The organism is Vibrio sp. 10N.247.310.98, from assembly GCF_041467395.1.
GTDB lineage: Bacteria > Pseudomonadota > Gammaproteobacteria > Enterobacterales > Vibrionaceae > Vibrio > Vibrio crassostreae_C.
The window spans coordinates 19777-44289 of record NZ_JBFSUL010000030.1 but is presented as its reverse complement, the minus strand read 5'-3'; the positions used below and the strand labels follow the sequence as shown (position 1 = coordinate 44289).

General features: G+C 44.1%; 20 protein-coding genes. 10 read left to right on the top strand and 10 right to left on the bottom strand.

Features of this window, described 5'->3' with window-relative positions:
* Positions 1 to 3 precede the first annotated feature (3 nt).
* From AB6E78_RS13300 to AB6E78_RS13280, 5 genes are all read right to left on the bottom strand, one after another.
* Complete coding sequence (locus AB6E78_RS13300) at positions 4 to 2148, bottom strand: GGDEF domain-containing protein (RefSeq protein ID WP_017064257.1); 2145 nt, start codon at positions 2146 to 2148, stop codon at positions 4 to 6.
* A 336-nt stretch (positions 2149 to 2484) separates the two neighbouring features.
* Positions 2485 to 3234 carry a phosphate ABC transporter ATP-binding protein PstB gene (gene pstB, locus AB6E78_RS13295; RefSeq protein WP_004737715.1) on the bottom strand — a complete coding sequence of 250 codons (750 nt, stop codon included), beginning with the start codon at positions 3232 to 3234 and terminating at the stop codon, positions 2485 to 2487.
* A gap of 90 nt (positions 3235 to 3324) precedes the next feature.
* Entirely contained in the window at positions 3325 to 4188 is an 864-nt protein-coding gene (gene pstA, locus AB6E78_RS13290) for a phosphate ABC transporter permease PstA (RefSeq protein WP_017064256.1), read from the bottom strand.
* Positions 4189 to 4203: 15 nt separating this feature from the next.
* Positions 4204 to 5133 (bottom strand): phosphate ABC transporter permease subunit PstC, encoded by a 930-nt coding sequence (gene pstC / locus AB6E78_RS13285; protein WP_017064255.1) that lies wholly within the window; start codon positions 5131 to 5133, stop codon positions 4204 to 4206.
* Positions 5134 to 5244: 111 nt separating this feature from the next.
* Positions 5245 to 6066, bottom strand: a complete 822-nt coding sequence (locus AB6E78_RS13280; RefSeq protein WP_017064254.1) for a phosphate ABC transporter substrate-binding protein — start codon at positions 6064 to 6066, stop codon at positions 5245 to 5247.
* 479 nt (positions 6067 to 6545) lie between these two features.
* Between AB6E78_RS13280 and AB6E78_RS13275 the strand changes: the two genes are divergently transcribed.
* Complete coding sequence (locus AB6E78_RS13275; protein WP_372133781.1) at positions 6546 to 8189, top strand: methyl-accepting chemotaxis protein; 1644 nt, start codon at positions 6546 to 6548, stop codon at positions 8187 to 8189.
* A 107-nt stretch (positions 8190 to 8296) separates the two neighbouring features.
* Here AB6E78_RS13275 and AB6E78_RS13270 read toward each other — a convergent pair whose 3' ends face one another.
* Complete coding sequence (locus AB6E78_RS13270) at positions 8297 to 9184, bottom strand: lipase secretion chaperone (RefSeq protein WP_372131758.1); 888 nt, start codon at positions 9182 to 9184, stop codon at positions 8297 to 8299.
* 38 nt (positions 9185 to 9222) lie between these two features.
* A complete protein-coding gene (locus AB6E78_RS13265) occupies positions 9223 to 10164 on the bottom strand; it encodes a lipase family alpha/beta hydrolase (protein ID WP_372133780.1) in 942 nt (313 codons plus the stop codon).
* Positions 10165 to 10645: 481 nt separating this feature from the next.
* On the opposite strand from AB6E78_RS13265, the gene AB6E78_RS13260 reads away from it, so the two are divergent.
* On the top strand, positions 10646 to 11893 hold the full coding sequence (locus AB6E78_RS13260) for an SGNH/GDSL hydrolase family protein (RefSeq protein WP_372133786.1): 1248 nt from the start codon (positions 10646 to 10648) through the stop codon (positions 11891 to 11893).
* 115 nt (positions 11894 to 12008) lie between these two features.
* Here AB6E78_RS13260 and AB6E78_RS13255 read toward each other — a convergent pair whose 3' ends face one another.
* On the bottom strand, positions 12009 to 13340 hold the full coding sequence (locus tag AB6E78_RS13255) for a DEAD/DEAH box helicase (protein WP_017061883.1): 1332 nt from the start codon (positions 13338 to 13340) through the stop codon (positions 12009 to 12011).
* A gap of 361 nt (positions 13341 to 13701) precedes the next feature.
* On the opposite strand from AB6E78_RS13255, the gene AB6E78_RS13250 reads away from it, so the two are divergent.
* The gene (locus AB6E78_RS13250; protein ID WP_017061882.1) at positions 13702 to 13968 is read left to right on the top strand and encodes an Lpp/OprI family alanine-zipper lipoprotein; all 267 of its coding nucleotides are present in this window, start codon (positions 13702 to 13704) and stop codon (positions 13966 to 13968) included.
* A 157-nt stretch (positions 13969 to 14125) separates the two neighbouring features.
* On the opposite strand, the gene AB6E78_RS13245 is transcribed toward AB6E78_RS13250, so the two are convergent.
* Entirely contained in the window at positions 14126 to 15100 is a 975-nt protein-coding gene (locus AB6E78_RS13245) for a L,D-transpeptidase family protein (RefSeq protein WP_372133779.1), read from the bottom strand.
* A 346-nt stretch (positions 15101 to 15446) separates the two neighbouring features.
* On the opposite strand from AB6E78_RS13245, the gene deoD reads away from it, so the two are divergent.
* The 4 genes from deoD (at position 15447) to AB6E78_RS13225 (ending at position 20945) form a co-directional block, all read left to right on the top strand.
* Positions 15447 to 16157 carry a purine-nucleoside phosphorylase gene (deoD, locus tag AB6E78_RS13240; RefSeq protein WP_017061880.1) on the top strand — a complete coding sequence of 237 codons (711 nt, stop codon included), beginning with the start codon at positions 15447 to 15449 and terminating at the stop codon, positions 16155 to 16157.
* Positions 16158 to 16239: 82 nt separating this feature from the next.
* Positions 16240 to 17709 (top strand): lactate dehydrogenase, encoded by a 1470-nt coding sequence (locus AB6E78_RS13235; RefSeq protein WP_017061879.1) that lies wholly within the window; start codon positions 16240 to 16242, stop codon positions 17707 to 17709.
* A gap of 186 nt (positions 17710 to 17895) precedes the next feature.
* Complete coding sequence (locus tag AB6E78_RS13230; protein ID WP_017061878.1) at positions 17896 to 19365, top strand: hypothetical protein; 1470 nt, start codon at positions 17896 to 17898, stop codon at positions 19363 to 19365.
* Positions 19365 to 20945 (top strand): diguanylate cyclase domain-containing protein, encoded by a 1581-nt coding sequence (locus AB6E78_RS13225; RefSeq protein WP_372133778.1) that lies wholly within the window; start codon positions 19365 to 19367, stop codon positions 20943 to 20945. The genes AB6E78_RS13230 and AB6E78_RS13225 overlap by 1 nt, the downstream gene beginning before the upstream one ends.
* A gap of 32 nt (positions 20946 to 20977) precedes the next feature.
* On the opposite strand, the gene AB6E78_RS13220 is transcribed toward AB6E78_RS13225, so the two are convergent.
* Entirely contained in the window at positions 20978 to 21880 is a 903-nt protein-coding gene (locus tag AB6E78_RS13220; protein WP_017061876.1) for a DMT family transporter, read from the bottom strand.
* A gap of 250 nt (positions 21881 to 22130) precedes the next feature.
* On the opposite strand from AB6E78_RS13220, the gene AB6E78_RS13215 reads away from it, so the two are divergent.
* The 3 genes from AB6E78_RS13215 (at position 22131) to AB6E78_RS13205 (ending at position 24507) form a co-directional block, all read left to right on the top strand.
* Positions 22131 to 22526 (top strand): DUF3302 domain-containing protein, encoded by a 396-nt coding sequence (locus AB6E78_RS13215; RefSeq protein WP_017061875.1) that lies wholly within the window; start codon positions 22131 to 22133, stop codon positions 22524 to 22526.
* On the top strand, positions 22526 to 23656 hold the full coding sequence (locus AB6E78_RS13210; protein ID WP_017061874.1) for an HlyD family secretion protein: 1131 nt from the start codon (positions 22526 to 22528) through the stop codon (positions 23654 to 23656). The genes AB6E78_RS13215 and AB6E78_RS13210 overlap by 1 nt, the downstream gene beginning before the upstream one ends.
* Positions 23657 to 23958: 302 nt before the next feature.
* Positions 23959 to 24507, top strand: a complete 549-nt coding sequence (locus AB6E78_RS13205) for an ECF-type riboflavin transporter substrate-binding protein (RefSeq protein WP_017066579.1) — start codon at positions 23959 to 23961, stop codon at positions 24505 to 24507.
* Positions 24508 to 24513: the final 6 nt, after the last annotated feature.

Genomic DNA, 24513 nt, shown 5'->3' with positions numbered 1-24513 from the left:
ATTTTAAGAAAGAGAGGCTGTGACTTTTTTACGTTTTAAGGCAGAAACGATTCGATTTCTCCCAGAGTCTTTGGCTTGATACAAGGCTTTATCTGCCTTGCCATACAGTAGGTCGAAGTCAAACTGGTGCTGATCAGAAGTTATCGAGGCATAGCCAACGGATGCCGTTAAATATGGGCTGGTACTACTTTCACAATGCAGGATTTTTGCCTCTTCAATGCATTTTCTAATCGACTCTGCACGTTGCTTTGTCTCTGAGTGATTCGTGCCAATCATCAACAACATAAACTCCTCTCCGCCAATCCGGCAGAAGGTTTCTTTATCATTGTGAACATGGGCATTCAGTATCTCACCTACCGTCCTCAGAGCCGCATCCCCTTCAGTATGACCATAGACACTGTTGTACAAACCAAAGTGGTCGAGGTCGACAAGAATCAAGCCAAATGTAATTTCGTTCTGTAAGGCAAAGGCACCTTGATCGTCACCGTTCAAGTCTTCTAGAACCTGCGACAACATACGGCGGTTTCCAAGGCGCGTAAGAGGATCTAGCTTAGAAATGATATCCAATTGCTCATTCGCCAACTCTAGCTCTTGGGTACGCTTACTGACTTCTTGCTCCAATGTTTCATTGAGCTTTTTCAGTTCTTCTTGAGCCATGGTTCTTTGCAGCACCTCAGCAAGGCTCGAAGCAAAGATACGTATTACCTCACGAAGCTGGGAGGTTAAAGGACTGCGAGTTAATAGGTTATCAGCAGCGATAAACGCAATCGGCTCACCCGTATTGGTGGTGAGCATGGTCATTGCCGTCCAACCGACTCCCACAATATTGAAATCGTGATAGATAGGAACTGATTCTTCAAAGGCAACTTGATTAGGGCAAGCACGAGCTGCGGCTACAATGTCACGTTCCACCAGCTCAGAGCGATAATAGGACTCATCGACAATATCGCCTTTGATGTCAGTGCCCCAAGTACCTTGCATGTAACTGCACTTTTTGTCTGTTAGGAAAACAGCCAGTCGATCGATACCTAGATGTTGAATCGCAAAACTAACCGCGGACTTACAGACTTCACTGACGCTATCGCATCGAGACAGCTCAACCATACTCGAGTGCAACATACGTATGTTCTGCTCTTGGCGCTTGCGAATATAGATTTGAGAAAGCAAAGAGCCAAAAGACTCAAGCATCTGCTTTTGATAGTTAGTAATCGGTGAGCGATGAATGTAGTTATCCATGGCGATCCAGCCGACAGGTTTGTCGCCTTCACGCAAGATAAGCATGCCATTCCACCCCTGCCCGACCACCTTACCTTCTGTATACAGGGGCGCATTATCGATGATGACTAGATTAGTATGGTTATCAGACAGCGCTTCAATGTATTCCGCTTCAAGTTGGTGCAAATCGTATTGAGTGTGGTGTTCACTGTTGGTTTTACCCGCTTCGTCAGTGCCATAAGTTCCGCTGAAACAACGCTTTTTCATATCAAGCAACATGAAGATCGCACGATCAAACCCTAACCTGTCTCGCACAGCCTCAACCGATGCTTTATACAAAGCATCGAGTGACTCAGGGTTAGAAAGCTCAAGCGCGACCTGATGAACCAGCTTCATGTTCTCTACAAACAGCTCACGTAACTTTATCTCATCTAAGTATTGAGCTTCACGTGTGTCTCTGTGTTTGATTTCTAGCGCCGCGTTCTTTTCGGCACGAATACATTGCCAACGGGCAGCCGCGAGCTGTAACACATCAAGATCTTGGTCAAAGGTTTGATTAACCTTCTCAGCATTGCAATTTTGAACAATTAAATAAGTTCTGGAGGCAGGTGCGTTGTCGAGCATCATGATAAACGACTCCCCACCAAGCACTTTCATGTGTTCCCACTTGCAGGTGTTGATAGCCATTGGCAAAACCCCGTCTGCGGTATCAAACTGTGAGACCCACGGCCAAAATGTAGAGGGGTAGCTCGCCAATGAGGTTAGGTCGCCATAAGAAAAAAGCGGTAATGCGTCGCTCTCCGGCGTCGGTTCAGCAAATATTCCTATCCCTTTTGGAGTAAGTACCTTAACCAGATAGTCAAAAAGAGACTCAGCCAAAAGACGATGGTCGCGTGTCGCAGATATTTGTTTTGCAAAGGCTTTAACAGGCACAGCTTCCTTCCATTGGCGATTAAGAATAAAGCAAAAATACAGAAGGCTTGATATGCAATCAATGTAAGTAAAAATGAGATGTTAAGCGGGTCGCAGTTTCACCTTTAACATTATCACAAGCATGAGAAGGACGACAAAAATGGGATTCTCTGCCCAAAATCACATCGACATTGGGGATTTTTTAGACACATAAAAAAGCCCCACCTATAGTGGGGCAAAACTTCCATCGCTTATAGTTATAGTGATAATTCTGTTGTTCTATTCGATTATCTAACCTGCGTTTCAGTTAGTGTGTAAAGGTATCTAATCGCTTAAATACCACACGTAAATCGTCGATTAACCGAAGTCACCGTTTACGTAACCTTTAGTACGATCATCTTTTGGTTCACTGAAGATAACGCTGGTTTCGTTATGCTCTACAAGCTCTCCCATTAGGAAGAAAGCCGTGCGGTCTGAGATACGACGCGCTTGCTGCATTGAGTGCGTTACGATAACGATAGTGAAGTCTTTCTTCAGATCTTCCATCAATTCTTCAATCTTGTGTGTCGCGATTGGGTCTAGAGCCGATGTTGGTTCATCCATCAGGATTACATCTGGTTCCATTGCAATTGTACGTGCGATACATAGACGCTGTTGTTGACCACCAGACAGACCAAATGCATGCGCTTTAAGACGGTCTTTTACTTCATCCCACAGTGCAGCACTGCGTAGCGAGCGCTCAACCACTTCATCGATGTGTTTTTTGTCTTTGATACCTTGAGCACGTAGGCCGTATGCCACGTTCTCGTAGATGCTCATTGGGAACGGGTTTGGCTTTTGGAATACCATGCCTACGCGGATACGTAGGTCAGCGACATCGATATTACCGTAGATGTCAGTGCCATCCATATCCAGCTTACCCTTAATCGTAACGCCTTCAATTAGGTCATTCATGCGGTTCAAACAACGCAATAGTGTTGATTTACCACAGCCAGACGGGCCAATCAGAGCAGTAACCTGGCGAGTTGGAATTGGCAGGTTGATAGATTTAAGCGCTTGGTTGTCGCCGTAAAATAGATCTAGGTTCTCAATATCAAATTTATTCATGTTCGTAATCTCTAAATTCTTAAATTCGTGTCTAACTTGATGCTTTCTTTATCACGGGGGCTCGCTTTATTTATGAGCCAGCTAATGAGCTTAGTAAGTTGCCGTGTTGAAGCGTCTCGCAATCAGTTTTGTAACCATGTTGATCAAGAGAACCAGTACGATTAGGACTGTCGCCGTGCCGTAGGCTTGGTTCCACTCATCGATAGTAAATAGCTCTGTTGTCAGCTTATATAGGTGAACCGTTAGTGTACGGCCAGAATCGAATACCGACTCAGGAACACGTGCCACCATACCTGCTGTTAAAAATACAGGTGCTGATTCGCCAATTACACGACCAATACTAAGAATGACCGAAGTTAAGATACCTGGCATTGCGCTTGGTAAGATCAAACGCCAGATAGTGTAGATTTTTGAAGCGCCAAGGCCGTATGAGCCTTCGCGGTAAGTTTGTGGCACTGCCATCAATGCTTCTTCTGTAGTACGAATGATTACAGGAAGAATCAGGATACTTAGCGTTAGTGCACCCGACAGAATCGAGAAGCCAAGACCAAGAATCGAAACAAAGAAGGTCATACCGAACAGACCAAAGATGATCGATGGGATACCAGCTAACGACTCAGTACAGAATCGAATCACTTTCACCAATCGGCTACCTACTTTCGCATATTCAGTTAAGTATATCGCCGTCATGATGCCCAGTGGCGCGGCTACCGCAATCGATGCGATTACCATGTAGATCGTGGCAATGATCATTGGGAAAATACCACGTTCTTCACCAGTACGAGTGTAATCGTCAGTGATGAAGTTCCAATCTACGTATTGCAGACCGTTCGATAGGATGTACCAAATAATCCAGAATAAGAAACCAACGGTTACAGCTGCAGCTGCCCAGATAAAACCTTTTAGGATGTTATCTTTGGTTTGACGTGCTTGTTTTAGTTTTACGCGATCCATATTACTTATCCTCGCCTACTTCGCTTTTTCACGGTTAAGATAAAGTAGAGCACCATTTAACATCATGATGAACACTAGAAGTACAACACCTGTTGCGTACAGTGCGTTAGCGTGAACGCCACTTGCGTAAGACATTTCAATTGCAATGTTTGCTGTTAGCGTACGAGCAGAGTCCAAAATGCCTTCTGGCATTGCTGGCGCGTTACCCATAACCATGATGATTGCCATCGTTTCGCCAAGTGCGCGGCCGATACCCAAAATCACACCAGTCATAATGCCTGAACGTGCAGCAGGAACGAGTAGCTTAAAAATCGTGTAGATTTTCGAAGCACCCAGTGCAAGTGAACCTTCTTTGTATGTACGAGGTACCGCACGAATCGAAGTTTCAGAAACCGTGATAACGGTAGGAAGAATCATGATACCCAGAACAATGATACCCGCCAGGATAGTGTTACCCGCTGGTACTTGGAAAACGTTTTGAATCATTGGAACGATAATTACTAGACCGAAGAAGCCGTAAACTACCGACGGGATACCCGCTAGAAGCTCAACTGCTGGTCGAATAATATCTGCAAGACGCTTTGGAGCAATCTCAGCAATAAAAATAGCGGTTAATACACCAACTGGCACACCAACAACTACAGCTCCAAGTGTCGAAACAATCGATGCAACAATCATGGTTGCAACACCGAATAGAGCTGGAGGTAACCAGTCAACACCCAGAACGATGCCAGAAACACCGGCCTCTTGGAATGCAGGGATACTCTCTGCAACGATAAAGTAAGCGATAACGGCTAGTGATACGATGCCGATTACAGCACTCGATAAGAACAAGCCGTGGAAGATTCTTTCTCTCCAGTCGATGCGCTTCTTAGCACGTAGACTTGGCTTGTTGATTTGAGTCGCTTCAGTATTCATAAGCTTTTCACTATTTGCGATGGTCATATATAAAATCTCAAACTTTGTGGCTCAATAAGAGCTCGAAATAAACAAAGTTGAAAGAAAAGGCTCAGCCTAAAGCAGGCTGAGCAATAATTAAGATTGAGTCAGTTAAGATTAGTTAACTGTGATGTAGCCTTTCTTACCAGCGATAGCTTGAGCTTCATCTGCAACCATCCAATCTAGGAATTGTTGAGTTTCAGCTGTTGGAGCGCCTGCTTTGTAAAGAACTAGGAATGGACGAGCAACTTTGTAAGAACCGTTCTTAACGTTGTCTACAGTCGCAGCAGCGCCGTCGATAGTTAGAGCTTGAACAGATTCGTCAACTGTACCTAGAGAGATAAAGCCGATAGCGTATGGGTTGCTTGCTACAGAAACTTTAAGTGCGCCGTTACCGTTTGCAACTTGTGCACGTTGAGAGATAGCCGATACTTTCTTATCGCCAATCTTCTTCTTAAGCTTCATGATGTCTTCGAATGCACCACGTGTACCTGATGCAGTATCACGAGTGATTGCTACGATTGGCTTGTCAGCACCGCCAACATCTTTCCAGTTAGTGATGTCGCCTTTGTAGATTGAAGTGATTTGCTCAGCAGTAAGAGCAGATACTTCGTTGTTCGGGTTAACAACAACTGCGATACCGTCACGAGCGATAACTAGCTCTTTCAGGTCAGCTGTTTTCTCTTCTTCTTTTAGGTCACGAGAAGAGATACCAAGGTCAGCACTTCCATTTTTTGCTGCTTTGATGCCTGCAGAAGAACCTGGTGCTTGAATTTCGATGAACACTGGTTCGCCTTTATTCATGTAGGTTTCTGCAAAAACTTCAACCAGTGGAGAAGCACTGTTAGAGCCAACTACAGAGATAGTTTCTTTAGCTGAAGCTGTATTCACTGTTAGAGCGCCTAGTAGTGCGATTGCACCGATAACTGTCTTTTTCATCACAAATTTCCTTTAGTGGCGTTATTGCCGTAATGTTTTGCTTGAACGAGGCCTACTTTAGAATCCGAATGTGACAGTTGTGTTTCACTTAATTGAAGCCTATATGACAACTACAAATTAATGGCTAATTTCTCTCCTACTCGATGAATTGATAGTCGCGCCCCCATCAGATGCAGTTATTGAATGCAGGTGTCACCATCGTTTGAGCACCAAAAACTAGATTTCCTTCCCTATTTATATCGAACACTAACCAATATATTTCTCTATTTATCAATCAAGTAGCCCTAACACGATGGATAAAAAGATCCACCTTTATCGCCATTTAGAACAATAAACAACCATCTATATCAAATACCTATCGCATATAACGAAATCAAAGCCTTTACTGATTGAATTGTCAGTCTCATTAGTTAGAATCGCCAACTAATTCTAATAATAATAATTCTCATCTATTTATTTTATTCAAAGAAGGACATTACATGCGCCAACTTCTCAGTGGCTTATCAATCAAAATACAAATTCTTATACCCGTACTATTTTCCGTCGTTTTACTTTTAGCCGGTGTCATTATCGGTGGTGAAAAGCTAGAAAGTGCATTCAAAGATGTGTCAGTAGCAACCGACCAATTAATCTTACATAAAGAAGAACTCAGCGAAATCGTCGACAACAGCTATGGCATGCGCATCAAAGCGATTTACAGTCTATTCAATGCCGATGACGTAAAAACACTGGTTGAAACACTAAACCAAAAACGCGATCAGAATACTCGCCTACTGAATTCATTAGACACAGTGCCAGGCATGCAAGATGAAGTGGCCGCGATGAACAAAGCGATGAATCACTATGTCGATTTTTCTCGCACCACCATGCTTCCGCTATTAAGAGCGAAACACGGCGATGCGTCACTCTCGTCAGATTTTGAAAACCGCTACCAGATCGCAATCGACCAATACCGACATGCGGGTAATGAAATGGTGCAAGCGATCAACACTCTGTCTAAGAAGCTGAACTTGCTTGCCACTCAAGAGGTGGACATCAACGGCCAGCAACACGCTAGTACACTGACTACCGCGACCATTGCACTGTTGGTAATCCTGTCTGTAGCTCTAGTTATCAGTTGGACGCTGGCTGGTATCATTGTTAAGCCGATCAGCAACATTCAAGAAACCATGCGCGAAGTTGCAAAAGGTAACTTGTTAGTTAAAGCCGAAGAATATGGCGACAACGAAATCTCACGCCTAGCGCAAGACGTAAACCAGTCTGTTGAACAACTGCGTGACACGGTAAGCTCACTGTCTCGAATCAGTATCGAAGTGGCTTCTGCGTCGACAGAGCTAGCAGCGGTAATGACCCAATCCAGCGTTAACTCAGACCAAGAGAAACAAGAAGTGGAACAAGTCGCTTCTGCTGTGAACCAACTTGAAAGTACTGCATCGCACGTTAACGAGAACGCAGTACAAGCTGACTCAGCGTCTAAGCAAGCTGACGAAATGGCGACACACAGCATGAGCTTGTTTAATGAAAGCAACAAAGCTAACGAACAGATGGCGATTCAGCTAAGCGAAGCTGCAAATGTTGTGGGTACGCTAAAAGAGCACTCTGAACAGATTGGTAAAGTGATTGAGGTGATTCAAAGTATCTCTGAACAAACTAACCTGTTGGCGCTTAACGCAGCAATTGAAGCCGCTCGCGCGGGTGAAAGCGGTCGTGGTTTCGCAGTGGTTGCTGATGAAGTTCGAATGTTAGCGGCACGTACACAAGATTCAACCAAAGAGATCCAAACCATCATTGAAGGTTTGCAGGTTCAATCCGGTAACGCGAATGAAAGCATGAGCAGCTCACTGGCTATGCTGGAACACAACCAAACTCTTGCTGGTGAAGTAAGCGCGGCGCTTTCAGGCATTGCTAACTCGGTAACGGACATGACTGAGATTAACACTCAGGTTGCCTCTGCCGCCGAAGAGCAAAGCCAAGTAACCTCAGACATCAACCGTAACATCTCAAACATCTACAGCCTAGTAAGCCAAAACGTTACCGGCATTACTCAAGCCGCTGCAGCAAGCCACGAGCTTTCTAACCTAGCAGAACAACAGAAGCAGCAGTTGGATTACTTTAAGGTATAGGCTTCAAGGTACGAAGTTCAAGGCAAACAGATTCAGGCTGTATGCTCTTTAGAACTCGCCGATAAACAAAAAGCCAGCCATCATGGCTGGTTTTTCGCTTTTAGACACTACTGACGAGATTCAGCCGCTCGAATTCTTTCAATCGCTTCTACCCTTCTAAGCTGTTCTGGTAGGAAATGTTCAGTCCTAAGTTGCGCAATCTTCTCTTGTTGTTCGGTTTTTGATAGGAATGAATCTTTCAAGACATCATTTCGTTCTGCGAAGTAGACCTCTAACGAGTCTTCAAAGGCCGCTCTTTGTTTATCAAGTGCTTCAAGTCTCTGGGTTGCTTCTTCACCGACAAGTTCGCTTCTCTTTAAGTATTTACCCTGTTCATCGAGACCTTCAGAGCTAGAGAGCTGTTGGAGTAACACCTGATTCTGGTGACTCGACTGAACATAATCAGGTTGCTCAGATAGATAGGATTCGAGTCTTTGTTGGTATTCTTCATCCTCTAATCCCTCCTGTTTCAGAAGTAACTTTTCTAAGGCGATTTCTCTCATTCTGTTGTCGTGCGTAAACAGAATACTTATCTCGCTCTCACTGAAAAACTGAGCTTGGAGGTCAAGGAGCGCTTGATTGAGTGCACGTAGATCATCAGCGGAAATGGATGTGGTATCGAACTGCACGTCCAACGATGTCAGTGCCGACTTATACTCAAGATATTTGGCAAACAGTGCTTCATCAACCACGGTTGTTGATGATTGTTCGTGGTGTTTCGCCACGTTGTCTCGAATATCTTCAAGGGTTAATTCTGTATTACCTGACACGAAATATTCCATCATGTCTTTTGCTGATGCGTTATCGATGTCGGTATCTTGCTGAGAGGTGACTTTCAATGAGGAGACGCGTTGTTCGTCGTCAGTATGTGTATCTTGATTATTTAGATATAAAAAGACCGCCGCTGTGCTCATCAGGGCTATCGTGGTTATCGACAAAATGGCGGTCTTTTTCATCATACTTCCCTTGTTTTCTTATTAAACGGCTTTGCAGACTACAAGCCAGCCAACTTCAATCGATTGGCATGCTGACGATATAGAGTTACAGGATCTGTCTCAAACAAGTGGTGAATTCCCAATAACCCATTAATCTCATCTAGGTGGTTCATTTTGTAATCATCACCAATCACTTTGCCCAAATGCGCGCTGCATGCTCCTACTAAGCCATCATTAGGTTCGTTGAAGGCTAAGCCTAGGATTGTCATCGCTCCGTCGTTAGGATCAAGAAGGTTGGTAAAAGTGGAAGACCCTGTCCATGAATAGTAATAAACGCCGTTACTTGCTTGCCACTCACCATCGCCACACTCAGACGTCGGAACGCCCTCAGGGTAAAACTGGTTGAAGGCTAGCGAGCCTTCTGTGGTCAATGCTTCAAGAGAAGCGAGGCCGTCTTGGTCGAGATCCGTTCCACCAGATAAAAGGTTAATCAGTGTCGTTAATCCACCTGCTAATTTAACCGCGATACCTTCTGTAACAGAGCCTTCAGATACGTTCCCTCGAACGAGATCAGCGACCTTAGAACCTTTATGCACACCGCCAATACTGGTCACTGAAGCAACAAGATCAGGTCGAACTGACGCAACATAACGAGCCGTAGGCCCACCGTGGCTATGACCAACCAGATTCACCTTACTTGCTCCTGTTGCAGCTAACAGCGTTTCAACTTGGCTGAGTAACTGTTCACCACGGACCTCTGAACTGTTGGTTGCAGAGACCTGAGCGACATATACGTTCGCGCCATCTTTGGTTAGGGATTCAGGTACGCCATAGAAATAGTCAACGCCCGCTAATGTATCGAAACCAAACAGACCATGTACCAACATAATGGGGTATTTCGTTTCAGTGTATCCGCTGGCTTCTAATGCTGATGCGCTCGTTCCGGCATATACGCCAAAACTGGATAGGCAGGCTATCGTCCAAATTAATATCTTTTTCAATGCTCTTTCCTTAAACAGATTAGACCTCTGATGAGTAAAAGAACCGTAGATGATGATTTTATAAAACAGAAAGTAACGACTTCATATTTGTGATGGCGAACTTGAATTAAACAGGTGCGATGAACATCAGGCAAACAGAATCAGGAGAAAAAACATAAGCAATTGATTAAATTAACATTTAACTAAGGTTGATGAGATTGTTCTTTCAATATCCCGACTCAAATATCAATTCAACATTCTCAATAAACCAAAATTATTCGACAAATAACCGTTTGGAAACAGGTATTTTTCAACCAAAACTCGTTGATAACTTGATGCTTATTCCATTAACGACACACCACAACCCTGAATATATTGACGCTAATTATTGATTTTAGATATAGGTCGTACCAGTTATTTACTTATCCACTTATCCACTTATCCACTTATCAAGCAACAGCGTTTCTGTTTGGCTCATCTAAATATAAAAGAGAATACAGTGATGAAAAATACGGCTTTAATACTCACGTTAGCCCTGCCTTTTGGCGCTTATACCGCTGAAGACTCAATACCAACACCTGAATCGATTACATCTGCACAAGTACTCAGTGCACAAGGCTCAGAGACCTATTCATATGTTAGATGTTGGTATCGAACCGATGCCTCTCATGACTCCCCAGCCACCGACTGGAAGTGGGCAAAGAAAGAGAATGGTGATTACTACACGATCAACGGATATTGGTGGTCTTCCGTTTCATTCAAAAACATGTTCTACAGCGATGCCCCGCAATCGGAAATTAAACAACGTTGCGAACAGACGCTCGACATCCAACATGACGCCGCTGACATCACCTACTTTGCCGCAGATAATCGCTTCTCTTACAACCACTCAATCTGGACCAACGACAACGCTTTTCAAGCCAGTAGCATCAATCGTATTGTCACCTTTGGTGATAGCCTGTCCGACACTGGTAATCTATTTAATGGCTCACAATGGGTTTTTCCGAACGCAGATTCGTGGTTTTTAGGGCACTTTTCGAATGGTTTAGTCTGGACGGAGTATTTAGCAAAAGCGAAAGATGTCCCTCTGTATAACTGGGCTGTGGGTGGCGCCGCAGGTACCAACCAATACGTGGCATTGACTGGTGTTTATGATCAAGTCACCTCTTATCTGACCTACATGAAAGTCGCCAAAAACTATCGTCCGGAAAACTCACTGTTTACTTTAGAGTTTGGCCTCAATGACTTCATGAATTACAACCGAGAAGTCGCCGATGTAAAGGCTGACTTTAGCAGCGCGCTGATCCGCTTAACAGAATCTGGTGCGAACAATATCCTGCTGTTCACCTTACCCGATGCAACCAAAGCCCCTCAATTCAAATACTCTACCGAACAAGAGATAATAAAAGTTCGTGGCAAGATCTTAGAATTCAACCAGTTCATCAAAGCTCAAGCCGAGTATTACCAAGGTATGGGGAAAAACGTGGTGTTGTTCGATGCAAGTGCGTTGTTCGCCAGCATTACCGATAACCCAGAACAACATGGCTTTAGAAACGCGAGTGATGCTTGTCTTAATATCAATCGAAGCTCAGCCGCGGACTACTTGCGAAGCCACAGCTTAACCAATGACTGTGCCACCTATGGTTCAGACAGTTATGTATTTTGGGGCGTGACACACCCAACTACAGCTACTCATAAATACATTGCCGACCACATCTTGGCGTATTCGTTCTCGACGTTCAATTTCTAACTAAATATCGAAAAGTAATGGCTGAGCCAAGGTCGAGATACAAAAAAACCGCCTAATATTGGCGGTTTTTATTTATGTCAGTTTTACTAGCAAACGCTTTAAAACTGGCTGGTGATTACTCGTCGTCCACTTTTGGTGCGACTTTCTTCTTAGGGATAAACACGGTATCACCCACGGCCACATTTTGGTGGAAGCTCTTATCGCGCTTAACTGGTTTCTTCGGCGTTTTCTTCGCTTGAGTGTTGGTCTTCTTCTTAGCAGGACCGCCTTTAGCAAACGCAGGTTTACGTGGCTTAATGCCTTTGAATTTACCTTTTAGGCCTTCAAGTACAGAGAAGGTCAAATCTTGTTGAAGGTAAAGTTCAACACGCTTGAAGCTGTCCCAGTCTTTTGGACCAACCAAAGAAATCGCATCGCCTTTGTTACCCGCACGGCCAGTACGACCTACACGGTGCACGTACTCTTCCGTATGCTTAGGCATATCAAAGTTGATAACGTGGCTCACGTTTGGAATATCAATACCACGTGAAGCAACATCGGTAGTTACCAAGATCTTGTAAACCGCACGCTCGAACTGGCTCATAATAGCATTACGTTGCGTTTGGTTTAGGTTACCACTCAGTGCTACCGCTTTAAGCTTCTTCTCGTTCAACTTATCTGTTAAACGGTCAGTATCAGCGCGTGTTGCTGTGAAGATCATTACCTGACGGTATTCAGCTTCTTCCAGTACACGGTCTAAAATCGCTTCTTTGTGATCTAGGTGATCACATAAGTAGAATTTCTGTGTGATATCTAAGTGTTGCTCGTTAGAAACACCAACAGAGATACGCTTAGGTGCGTCTAGCATTTCATTTGCAATGCCATTTACTTCAGCGTGATCTAACGTTGCAGAGAACATCAACGTTTGACGACGACGGTGTTTAGCTGCATTGGCAATGCGACGAAGTTCTGGAGCGAAACCCAGATCAAGCATACGGTCCGCTTCATCAAGGATTAGCGTTTCAACACCATCTAGGAACAATGAACGATGTTCTAGGTGGTCAGCAAGACGGCCTGGAGTCGCAACGATAAAACGAGGGTACTTACGCAGTGCTTTAACTTGGTCGTTAAAGTTCTCACCACCTAAGATAAGCGCCGCTTCATAAGACAGACCACCAAGCATGCTACGCAGTTCGCCGTAAACTTGCTTCGCTAGCTCACGAGTAGGAGCCAAAATTACACCACGAGGATCTTTAGCAGAAAACGCTTTTGTTTTTAATGCTTTATGTATCATTGGCAACACAAACGCCAATGTTTTTCCTGATCCCGTTTTTGATGAAGCCAATAGATCCTTACCAGCAATAGCAACAGGGATCGCTTTTGATTGGATCTCTGTCGCCTTCTTGAAGTCGTAATGTTTTAAGTTCTTCAGTAAGCGGTTATCTAAGCCTAAATCTTTAAAGTGCAAAGGACTCTCCAGTCATGATGGTATTGAATAAAATTAATTTAACGTGACATGATACCGCGAAAGTACTTTATAAGGATAGAGATCACAGTAAATTTATCCCTTTATCTATCTTTAGCTAGAACAACGTATGCATTGCTAGCAAAGGGATAGCTCTCCAAAAACACCTTCAAGTCGTCTCTAAATCCTTCATCTCATAAATGAGACACAACGTGATACTTAGCTAATTAACTCAAAAATTTAGCAATTTCTTTAGTTATTGTTTTTGCAGTTAAAAAATTAGTCGCTACAATCATTAATGAAGCGACTATATGATAAAGAATGTATAGCGCATCTTTTGATGATAAATAAGCAAGGAGTTCTTATGAATAAGACGTTAATCGCAGCTGCAGCATCAGTTTTCATTTTAGCCGGTTGTTCTTCAGAACCAGAAGAAGCTGCAGTGTCAGAAATGGATCAACTAACTAACCAAGTGGCTCAACTTACAAGCGAAGTTGAAGCACTTAAGAGTGACAAAGCAGCCGCAGAAATGAAGGCTCAAGAAGCAGAAGCAGCCGCTATGGCAGCGAAAGAAGAAGCGGATCGTGCTAACGAACGCATCGACAACATCGCTGAGTCTTACACTAAGTAGTTTGAGATCTAATCGCGATTAAGCTGTAGATTAAATAAGTCGCAAAAAGCAGTATATAGACAGCACCACTTCTTATCGGATGTGGTGCTTTTTTTGGGTGACACTAATGCGAGTAAACAAGATAAAACCGCCCCTTGTTGCAGAAGAGGCAATCGAATTAAAACTCAATCACAGGTGGTGCTATCTCTACAGGTACGCCGTTTTGAGCAAAGATAACCGCTTTCGCCTTTGAATTTGGCAGTTCTGCGTCTTCAAGCCACCATTTTAGTTCCACAGGGATCTGTAATGATTTCTTTGAACCATCACTTCGAGTTAATGGCTCGTGCGCTTCTACAAACACACTTCTATCAGGCTCTAATGACACCTTAATCGGCTCATTGATAATGGTGACCTGTTCACCACGGTTCACTTGCTCAAACAGCCACTCAATGTCTTTAGGTTCCATTCGGATACAACCAGAGCTAACTCGTAAACCTATCCCGAAATCTTTGTTTGTACCATGGATCAAATAGTCGCCAGCGCCATAAGCAAGCCTCAAAGCGTACTCTCCCAATGGATTTTCCGGCCCGGCAGGAACCACTCTCGGTAATTCAATGCCCTTTTCAAGATACTCGTTGCGGATTGAATTTGGTGGCGTCCATGTTGGATTCGGTCTTTTTTGGCTTATCTTGGTGATCATCTCGGGAGTATCACGCCCCACTCGACCGATGCCGACAGGGAAAACATGCACCTGATTTTTCTCAGGCTCAAAGTAATACAACCTTAACTCAGCAAGATTGATGACAATCCCCTTTCTTGGGGTGTCAGGCAAAATCAAGCGGCTTGGAATGCTTAACACATAGCCTTCCGCGGGAAGAAAAGGATCCACCCCTTTGTTGGCTGCCATTAAAGAGAGAAAACCAATATCGTATTGCTTGGCAATGATGGCCAAGGTTTCGCCCGCCGCCACTTCATGCTGCTGGATTCTGCCCACAATGCGGCTTTCCGTTGGTGGCAATTCAAAGGTTGCAGCAGACACCCACGATGAAGCTATCCCGCTGGCAAGCAAAGTAGTTCTTACAACAAGCGACACCGCCCTGTGGAGTCGTGTTTTCATTGACTGCAAAGGCGTCGAGTTAACGCAATACGACATACAAATCCTTGGTTTGTCTTTTATCAAAGTTTAGATTATCTCTGATCAAACGTCTCTACAACGTATTGTTGTCTCGAAACTAATAGGCAACAAGTTTATATGTAAGCCTTTTCTTCTCATTCACTTGCAATTTACCCATACAAAATCGATTGCCTTTACGCTTTCAACATATTTGGTTATCAATATTAATAAAACTATAATGGCAGACCTATTTTGTGACTAAAGTCTCATGGAGCCACGTTCTAACTCGCTAATATTGCCTCAACAAAACGAATTCAATTCAACAGAATCGGTAATTGATTAAATCCTGTTCCTATAATTACCGTTTAAACTTTGGAGAACGACCATGGCTACACCTCATATTAATGCTCAAGCTGGTGATTTCGCAGAAACAGTACTTATGCCGGGCGACCCGCTTCGCGCAAAATACATTGCAGAAACATTCCTTGATGACGTGAAGCAAGTTTGTGACGTTCGCAACATGTTTGGCTACACAGGCACTTACAAAGGTAAGAAAGTTTCTGTAATGGGCCACGGTATGGGTATCCCATCATGCTGCATCTACGTACACGAGCTAATCGCTGAGTTCGGCGTGAAAAACGTTATTCGTGTAGGTAGCTGTGGCGCGGTACGTGACGACGTTAAACTAATGGACGTTGTTATCGGCATGGGTGCATCTACTGACTCAAAAGTAAACCGCATTCGTTTCAACAACCACGACTTCGCTGCTATCGCTGATTTCGGTCTTCTAGAAGAAGCAGTAAACCAAGCTCGTGCACAAGAAGTTCCAGTTAAAGTTGGTAACGTATTCTCTGCAGACCTTTTCTACACTCCAGAAGCTGACCTTTTCGAAAAAATGGAAAAGCTAGGCATCCTAGGTGTTGATATGGAAGCGGCTGGTATCTACGGCGTTGCTGCAGACCTTGGTGCTAAAGCACTAACTATCCTAACAGTATCTGACCACATCATCCGTGGTGAAAAACTAAGTTCTGAAGAGCGTCAAAAGTCTTTCAACGACATGATGAAAGTTGCTCTAGAGACAGCAATCAACATCTAACGATTTGATAAAAGATACATTGAAAAGCGTTACCCCGCAGCCAGGCTCGCTTGGCTGCTCAAATAATCCCGAGGGGGAGATCGTGTCTAACGACAAGCTGCCAAAAGATGCGGATGGTTTGCAACTCAACTTTTGTAAAACATTGGCGTGTGACAACTTTGGCTTGAGCGATGCAAAACGGTATGTTTTGCAACACGCGAACCCTAAGCGTCCAGCGATGGTTTGTCGTGAATGTGGAGCTTTCCCCCCCTTACTTAACAATCGTGAAGTGTTAAGCGAACTTCATCGCCTAAGACAACTTCACAGCGACGGGCTCCCTGCTTGTCGTAATGATGATTGCGATAACTTCGGCTTATCGGTTCATACCCATAAACATCTTTATCATGCCTTCGGCTACAGTGGCGACAGGCAGCGTTATCGATGCAAAGACTGCCAAACAACCTTCGTTGATAAATGGTCTGGATCCAATAAAAAACTCCAATTTCAAGAGAACCTCATGGGCTTACTGTTCATGGGCTATTCCGTACGTGAAATCTGCCGAAAATTAGAGATCAACCCAAAGACTTTCTATGATCATGTTGACCATATCGCGAGCCGTTGTCGTCGTAAATTAGCGATGATCGATGCACGATGGGTTAACCATGCGAAAGATTACGAGTTCGCATCTCACTACCAGCGTCTGCAACCACAAAGTAACAACGGTGTGGTGTGGATAGCGACGGGCGAGGCGCATTCTGGCTATATACTTTGCCAACACGTTAACTACTCTCAAAATGAAGAACCATCAGGAAACGTCGACCATAACCCTTATGATGATGTGGCACGATTTGTATCCAAAGAGCACTCTTCAGAAGCAAATCTCGAACTGCCTCAGCCCTCTGACAAACTAAAAGAGCGCATTGAACAGCAGTACCAAGTGATTCTTGCGAGAGGTAACGTTGAGGACCCTATGGGTAACCTCACCACATTTAGTTACCCTTCAAAAGGCGCTCTCATTCGACCGCCTTATACCTCTTATGCTCACTTCTTACATGTGTTGGATATGTGTAACGAAGACAAGCATGTCGCCATCTATATGCCACAAGATCCATTACTAAGATCTGCCGCTTTAAGTGTATGTTTGCCGCGCATTCAGAGTCAAAATATTGACCTCATGTATGTCGAAGAAGATTCAGGCTGGCAAGACGACCAAAGTTTTGAAAAGATCGACATCGTTCACATGAGTTGGTGGCGAGATCGCTGGGCTATTGCCAATCAGGGTGATAACCAGAAAGGTATCTGCTATCTAACCGGTAACAATCCAGAACCAAAACAGTGGTTTAACACAGCCTCAATTCAACAAACTAAGTTCTATCAACAGCGCTTTCAGTTGTTATTTGATAGCTTTATTAATGAGCCCAGACGTAAGCTTCGTCCTGGGGGCATTCTTCCATTGCTCGACATATTTAGAGCTTGGCACAATCTGTGCTACCAAGATAAGCAAGGGCTCACGGCAGCACAACGCTTAGGCGTAGGGGAGCTGCCATTAACTCTAAAGCAACTACTTTCATAGCAACAAAGCCTCTAGGTAATTATTCGGGAACTCATTGATTTTAAAGCGACAACATGAGGTAACACCCATAATTAGAAAAGATCGATGTTCCTTTGACGCTCTACGAAAGATAATTGGTGCTTATCTCAAATTACACTCTTATAATGATTGTGTTATCAATATGTTCGATAATCATGGATGTAAGTCTTGGACAAAAATCAGTACCTTCTTGAAACAGAATTAGAAAAACTCAAAACTCGTGTCGACTCTGAGCCATCGGTGATCCTAGAGATTGCCCAACAGTGCCTAGTCCGATCAGAGCAAGTTCTGTTTGAAGAGGGTGCCATCCAGTCATTAATGTTAATGGCAAGATGTAGCTGGAACCTGATGGATTACCAAAAAGGTTTAAAATACATCAAGGAAGCCTACAAGCGCCAAAGCCGATTAGATACCGACCTTTTTCTCCCTGAAATCCTCCATTTACACGCGCTCCAGTTCTGGGGACAAGCCAAGTACTATTCCGCCCAACAGTTCTGGATCAATGCTTTAGAGCAGTCCGCGTTGGTTGATGAAGTCGAAATTCAAATTGAATGCCTCATTGGCCTTGGCAATATTTGGCGGATGACCCACGAATATAAACTTGCACGTTCTACCCACCAGCTTGCCGTTAAAGTTGCTAACAACAGCCGCATTGGTTGGTTAGAGGGTAAAGCCAGAATACTGCTTGCGTGGGATTACTACCTGCTCAACAACTATGTTGAAATGCTGTCGGTATTGGACGGTGCAGAAGAAGCATTAAAAGACCATAAAGATAACACTTGGCATGCAGAGGTATGGGACTTTCGAGGCCTTGCCCTACTTGGTCTTGAACGCTTAGATGACGCGGAGCGCGCCACGGCCAAAGCGCACAATCTGGCAGTTGAACACAACCTAGTTTGGATGAAGGCGCACTCATACATCAGCCGAGCTAGATTGGAGCTCCTGAGAAAAAGACCAGAACAAGCGGCGGAATTACTGAGGCTCGCAGAACAATCCGCAAACGAGTTCGATAATGGCGAGTTGCTGAGCCAAATCTGTTACCAACAATCCTTGGTGGCGGAAGAAAACCAAGACTTCCAAGCCGCGCTCGTCGCCTTTAAAAAGTACCGTCAATATTCTATCGGCATGCTCAAAGAGCAAACGACACGTGTCGGTTTGGACAAAGCACGCAGTTCAAAACGCCAACTTGAACAGAGAGCACGAAAACTGATTAATCGTATTCGCGGTCAGCACGAGTACGATCCTGAAAAGCACCTCTCTTACGTTGTCTCTGAAACCTTTTGGTGGGAAAAGTTGGTGCTGTTCAAGACAGAGCTTAAACGTTCAAACCACAGCATCATTATGTTCCATCATGTCGATACTGATTACTTAGATGTCTGTACCGAGATTGCTCATGCTTTATGTAACCAGAATGACTTCATCGCAAGGCTAAGTTCTGAACGTGTGGCCCTTATGCTTTCCGAAAAAGGCGAAGCCGCAGAGCAAACCTTCCAAACTCTCAGCACCATGCTTGATATCTATCCATGGCATAGAAAAGGACTAAAGGGTTCGAAACCGACCGTCAGCCTCAATGATATTTTGACGTTCCCGTTCACGCTTGAACAATTAGAAGAAGACGATGCTGAGGTAATAGAATAATGGAAACTCTATTAAGCAAGATCACAGACGCCGGTTTAGACCCTTCATCAGTATCAGGTGAAGAAGCGATCATCTTCTGGAACCACATTCGTCAGCACGTTTCGACAACGCAAACAGAGCAAGCGCACTGCTATATCATTAGCTCTGAATACCGTGCCGAGTTACAACAAAATCAAACCAGTATCGAAGAGTTGAGACGAGCACTCGATCTGCTCCACCTTCCTGCCGATATCGAAGATATTCTGACAGTCAAAACCAGTTTAAGTGACCGCTTAGTTGAAACTGGTGATTACACCTCAGCACTCAATGAATTCGTCAGTTCATCGACTATCGCGGTTGAACACGGTCATATCGATGAGTATGTATTAGCTATTTTAGGCATGGGCAACCTGTGTGATTCCTATGGCGATCACAACAGAGCACTTCGTTACTACCAAAAAATCAGCAGCATAGACCATGCGATAAGCAGTCGCTCACTTCGCCTCAAATTCAAGCTGCATATGGTAGCAAGCCTACTTCTACTCAATCGCATTACAGCAGCCAGCGATTTACTGAATGAGTGCGAAGAACTGAGTATTTTGGTCAGTGACAAGTTGCTCACAGCTCAAATACTGCTTTACCAAGCAAAGGTGCTGCGCGCTAAGAAAAAACACCATGAAGCGCTACGCTGTCTGTCTAAGGTTCAATACCCAGCCAACAGCACTCAAGCAAGCTGGCTTGCAACCATGACTCGTCTAGAGCTCTCACATTGCCTAAGTGCAACCGGCAAGCAAGACTACGCGAGCATGATTTTGTCGAGCACAGACAAACGCGTGAAAGCCTACTCGTCGCCAGTACTTGCAAAACGATTCTACGATTCGCTGAGTGATGTGTGTATGAATCAAGGGCGTTTTCAAGAAGCGCTAAGCTATGAGAAAAAAGGCTACCGAATTGAAACCGATCTGATGAAGCAGATCCCGATCAGTGAACTCGGTGCAACCCAACTACGCCGCCTGTCCCGTTTTGAATTACAACTCAAACTCATTCTCTCTGAACAAGAAAACAAAGAGCTGAAAGAGACAACGGAACAACACAAGAATGCGGTTGCTCAGCTTCAACAAGACGTATTCACCGATCCATTGACAGGGTTACACAACCGTCGCTGGTTAGATGTGAAATTGAAAGACATGCTGTTGCACGATACCTCTTTCGCACTGATGGTTATTGATATTGACCACTTCAAGTCTATCAATGATGAACTGAGTCACTTAGTGGGCGATAAAGCGATTGTTAGTGTGTCTCAAGAGCTACGTTCATACTTTAAGTTTAGAGGCGCGTCATGTGTCAGATTTGGTGGAGAAGAGTTCCTCGTCATTCTAGAGAACACTGATCTTCCGAAGGCAGAAATGCACTCTGAAAATTATCGAGAGCGCATCTTCCAATTTGGATGGCATGAAATACTTGGGGAGCGTGGTTTGACCGTGAGTATTGGTATCACTTTGCATCGTGACGGAGAGAATACTCAACGCACCTTCTACCGTGCGGATAAAGCGCTATACCGAGCTAAAGCCAACGGCCGTAATCAAGTGTGTACAGAGTAGTGGCATATAGCTCTGTAGCTTAGGCCAACTGCTTATTGATAAAAGAACAGAGAAATACCAGCAAGGGCGGCAAGTGTGCCTATGATACTTTGCTTTGACACCTTCTCCCCTTTCAGCGCATAAATCACCAAAATAAAGACCGGGCTGGTCGCTATCAACGTTTGTGCAATCGCAGGGTTAGCATTCTTCAACGCCACTTGTTGAAGCCATAGAGCGAGAAACGTCCCGACAAAGATTGCTCCTAGTAACCACAGTTTATCGAGCTTGGTCATTTCCCATAAATCTCTTTTTATCGATGAATACGGCTTCTTTTCAACGAAAGGGATAATCAGCATCACAGCAAACACGCCAATCGTCAGGCGAATCAAAGCACCTAACAATGGTGGGATATCACCCGCCACTAACGCGTAATGAGAAATAACCACACCAGATGCCTGACAGACACTCGCCACAAGCCCATAACCAATGCCACCCCACTGCGCTTTGTTATTCGATTCACCGCTCGCCGATTTTGATGGCTGGAAGACAACGAAGGTCACCGCTAGTGTTGTAATCACGACACCGAGCCAACTTTGCACTGTCAATACAGCGCCCAGGAACATTAATGCCAGCACACCAGAAAGAGGCGGGGCTAAAGATTCCAGTAACAGCGTCTTATTGGCACCGATTCTTTTCAACGCCGCAAAATAGGCGCTATCTCCAATCGCAATGCCAATCACACCTGAAATTGCCAATATCAGAAAATGGTTGGTACTCAGTTCAAACTCCGGCATCGGAATAAGAGGCATCACCAGCAACATCATCCCTGACGCCACTACACCCTTAACAATGTTCAATTGCATCGCAGAGAAGCGATGACCAAACTGTCCATAAATCCATGTCGCACACGCCCACACAATCGCAGCACCAATAGCCGCCAATTCACCTATATACATCCGTGTTTATCCTTTGTGGTTGTGCACGTCATTTAGAATCGTAGCTGTCATCATTTCAGCTAAAATACCAACCAGAAAGCCGAAATAGCCTCTTCAAACGCGATGAGATTTTATAAGATTCGTCAATAGTTTTGCTCACATTAGAAGCGAACACTCATTATTTATAACTCAGCAAATCATTTTTATAACAATTACTTGGATGATAACGTACTATATTTATAACTAACATCTAACATTACAAGGATCTGTTATGTTTTTAGACTACTTTGCACTCGGCTTACTCATTTTCGTTGCTCTAGTCATCTTTTACGGCATCATCGTTATTCACGATATCCCTTATGAAATAGCCAAAGAACGTAATCATCCTCACCAAGACGCAATTCACGTCTCAGGCTGGGTTAGCCTATTCACTTTGCACACAATTTGGCCCTTTCTATGGATTTGGGCAACATTATGGCGGAAAGACCGAGGCTGGGGCTTCGAAAAACTCGAAGAAGAGCAGCACGATATTCATCACCGAGTGGATGTTTTAATCGATCAAGTTAGCACCCTTCAAGAAGAGATCGCACAGCTCAAACAAGCAAATACTAAACAAAGCAGCACAAAAAAAGAGTCAAACAACGTTCAAGATCAGGAGGCTAAGTAATGGATTTACTACTGATAATGACCTACGCGGCACTTTGTATCACTATTTTCAAAGTATTTAATATCCCACTAAACAAATGGACAGTGCCTACCGCAGTGCTCGGTGGTGTGGTCATCGTAGGAACATTGATCCTATTAATGAACTACAACCATCCTTTCACACAACTTGGCAACCAAGTTTACTCAACGACTCCAATTGTTTCAGGCGTTAGAGGTAAAGTCATTGAGGTTCCTGTTGAGGCGAATTCTCCTTTAAAGAAAGGAGACATCCTCTTTAAAATTGACCCTATCCCTTTTGAAGCAGAAGTCGCTAAGCTCGAAGCGAAAGTAAAAGAAGCAAGCCAAGGAGCACTTGGGCTTGAATCTCAAGTTGCTGAAGCTGAAGCTGCTAAAATCAAAGCGATTGCAGAAAGAGACAAAGCGCAACGCGAATTTTCTCGTTATAAGCGTGGCTTTGAAAGTGGTGCGTTTACCGAACAACAATTGGATACTCGTAGACAAGCTTATAAGGCATCGGAAGCAGCAGTAAAAGTAGCAGAAGCAAGTCAACAACAAGCTCAGATCGCTCTAAATTCTGAAATTGGTGGCGAGAACACCGCAGTGGCAGGATTACTTGCAGACTTACGTAAGGCTCAATTCAACCTTGACCAAACGGTCGTGAGAGCACCAACGGATGGATATGTTACACAACTAGCACTGCGTCCAGGCGTAATGGCTGTACCGCTACCTCTTGCTCCTGTCATGACATTTGTCCATACGGAAGAAAAATACTACATCGCAGCATTCAGACAAAACTCATTGCAACGACTGCATCCTGGTTTCGAAGCTGAATTTTTATTCAGAGCACTACCAGGCAAGATTTTCAAAGGACGCATTGATGAAATAATCCCAGCTATTGGTGAGAGTCAAATTCAAGCGCGCGGGACACTTATTGGTACCAATGCACTTCGTACTAATGGACGCGTATTTGCTAAAATGACCATCACTGATGACCTGTCTGACTACCATTTACCTATGGGTACCGCGGTTGAAGTTGCCGTTTATTCTGACAGCTTCACCCACGTTTCAATCATGCGCAAGGTCCTTATTCGCATGAAGAGTTGGCAAAACTATCTATACCTAGACCACTAAACGGTCAAAGGTACGTGACGAACCCGCTTAACACATTGTTAAGACGAATGAAAAAGTCAGACTCGCTCTGACTTTTTTATTGCTGGATTAACCGTAAAATTACGCTTTTTACACGATATTTAGGTGTTCAGATGGAATTTTAGACATCTAGACACTTACCTTCCCTTATGGAAGGGTTCTACTGTATAATGCGCGCCTTATTTTTTATATTTGCCCAAAAAACGTTCTCATTGAGACGCATATTAATAATGGCGAATATTTATTCTTTATTTTGCTTTATTTTTCAGAATTCGAGGTTATCTATGAACTTTTCAGCTAAAACAGTGGTCGTTATCGCCATTGGCGCGGCACTGTACGGCATTGGTGGTTTACCTATGTTTGGTGTCCCAGTGTTTGCTAACACGACATTGAAACCAGCAATGGCAGTTCTAGCACTGTTTTCTGTTTTGTTCGGCCCTATTGTTGGCTTCTTAGTTGGCTTTATCGGTCACTGGGTAACGGATCTGTTCGCAGGCTGGGGTGTGTGGTTAACTTGGGTTTTAGGCTCAGGTATCGTAGGCATGGTTATCGGCTTATTCCCGATGTTGACCAAGAACCGCCTTCAGCAAGGTGAGTTGCCTATGAAGGACTTCGCGCTGTTTGTGGTACTTGCCCTTGCCGGTAATGTGGTTGGTTACGGCTGCTCTGCATTCCTAGATACCATCCTTTATGCAGAACCGTTTACTAAAGTCTTCACTCAACTCTCTATCATTGCTGCGGGTAACACCGTTCTGATCGCTGTTGTTGGCTTACTGATCCTAAAATCAGTCGCTAAACGCAACAAACAAAGCCGTAACCTGACTGAGGCATAAGCGATA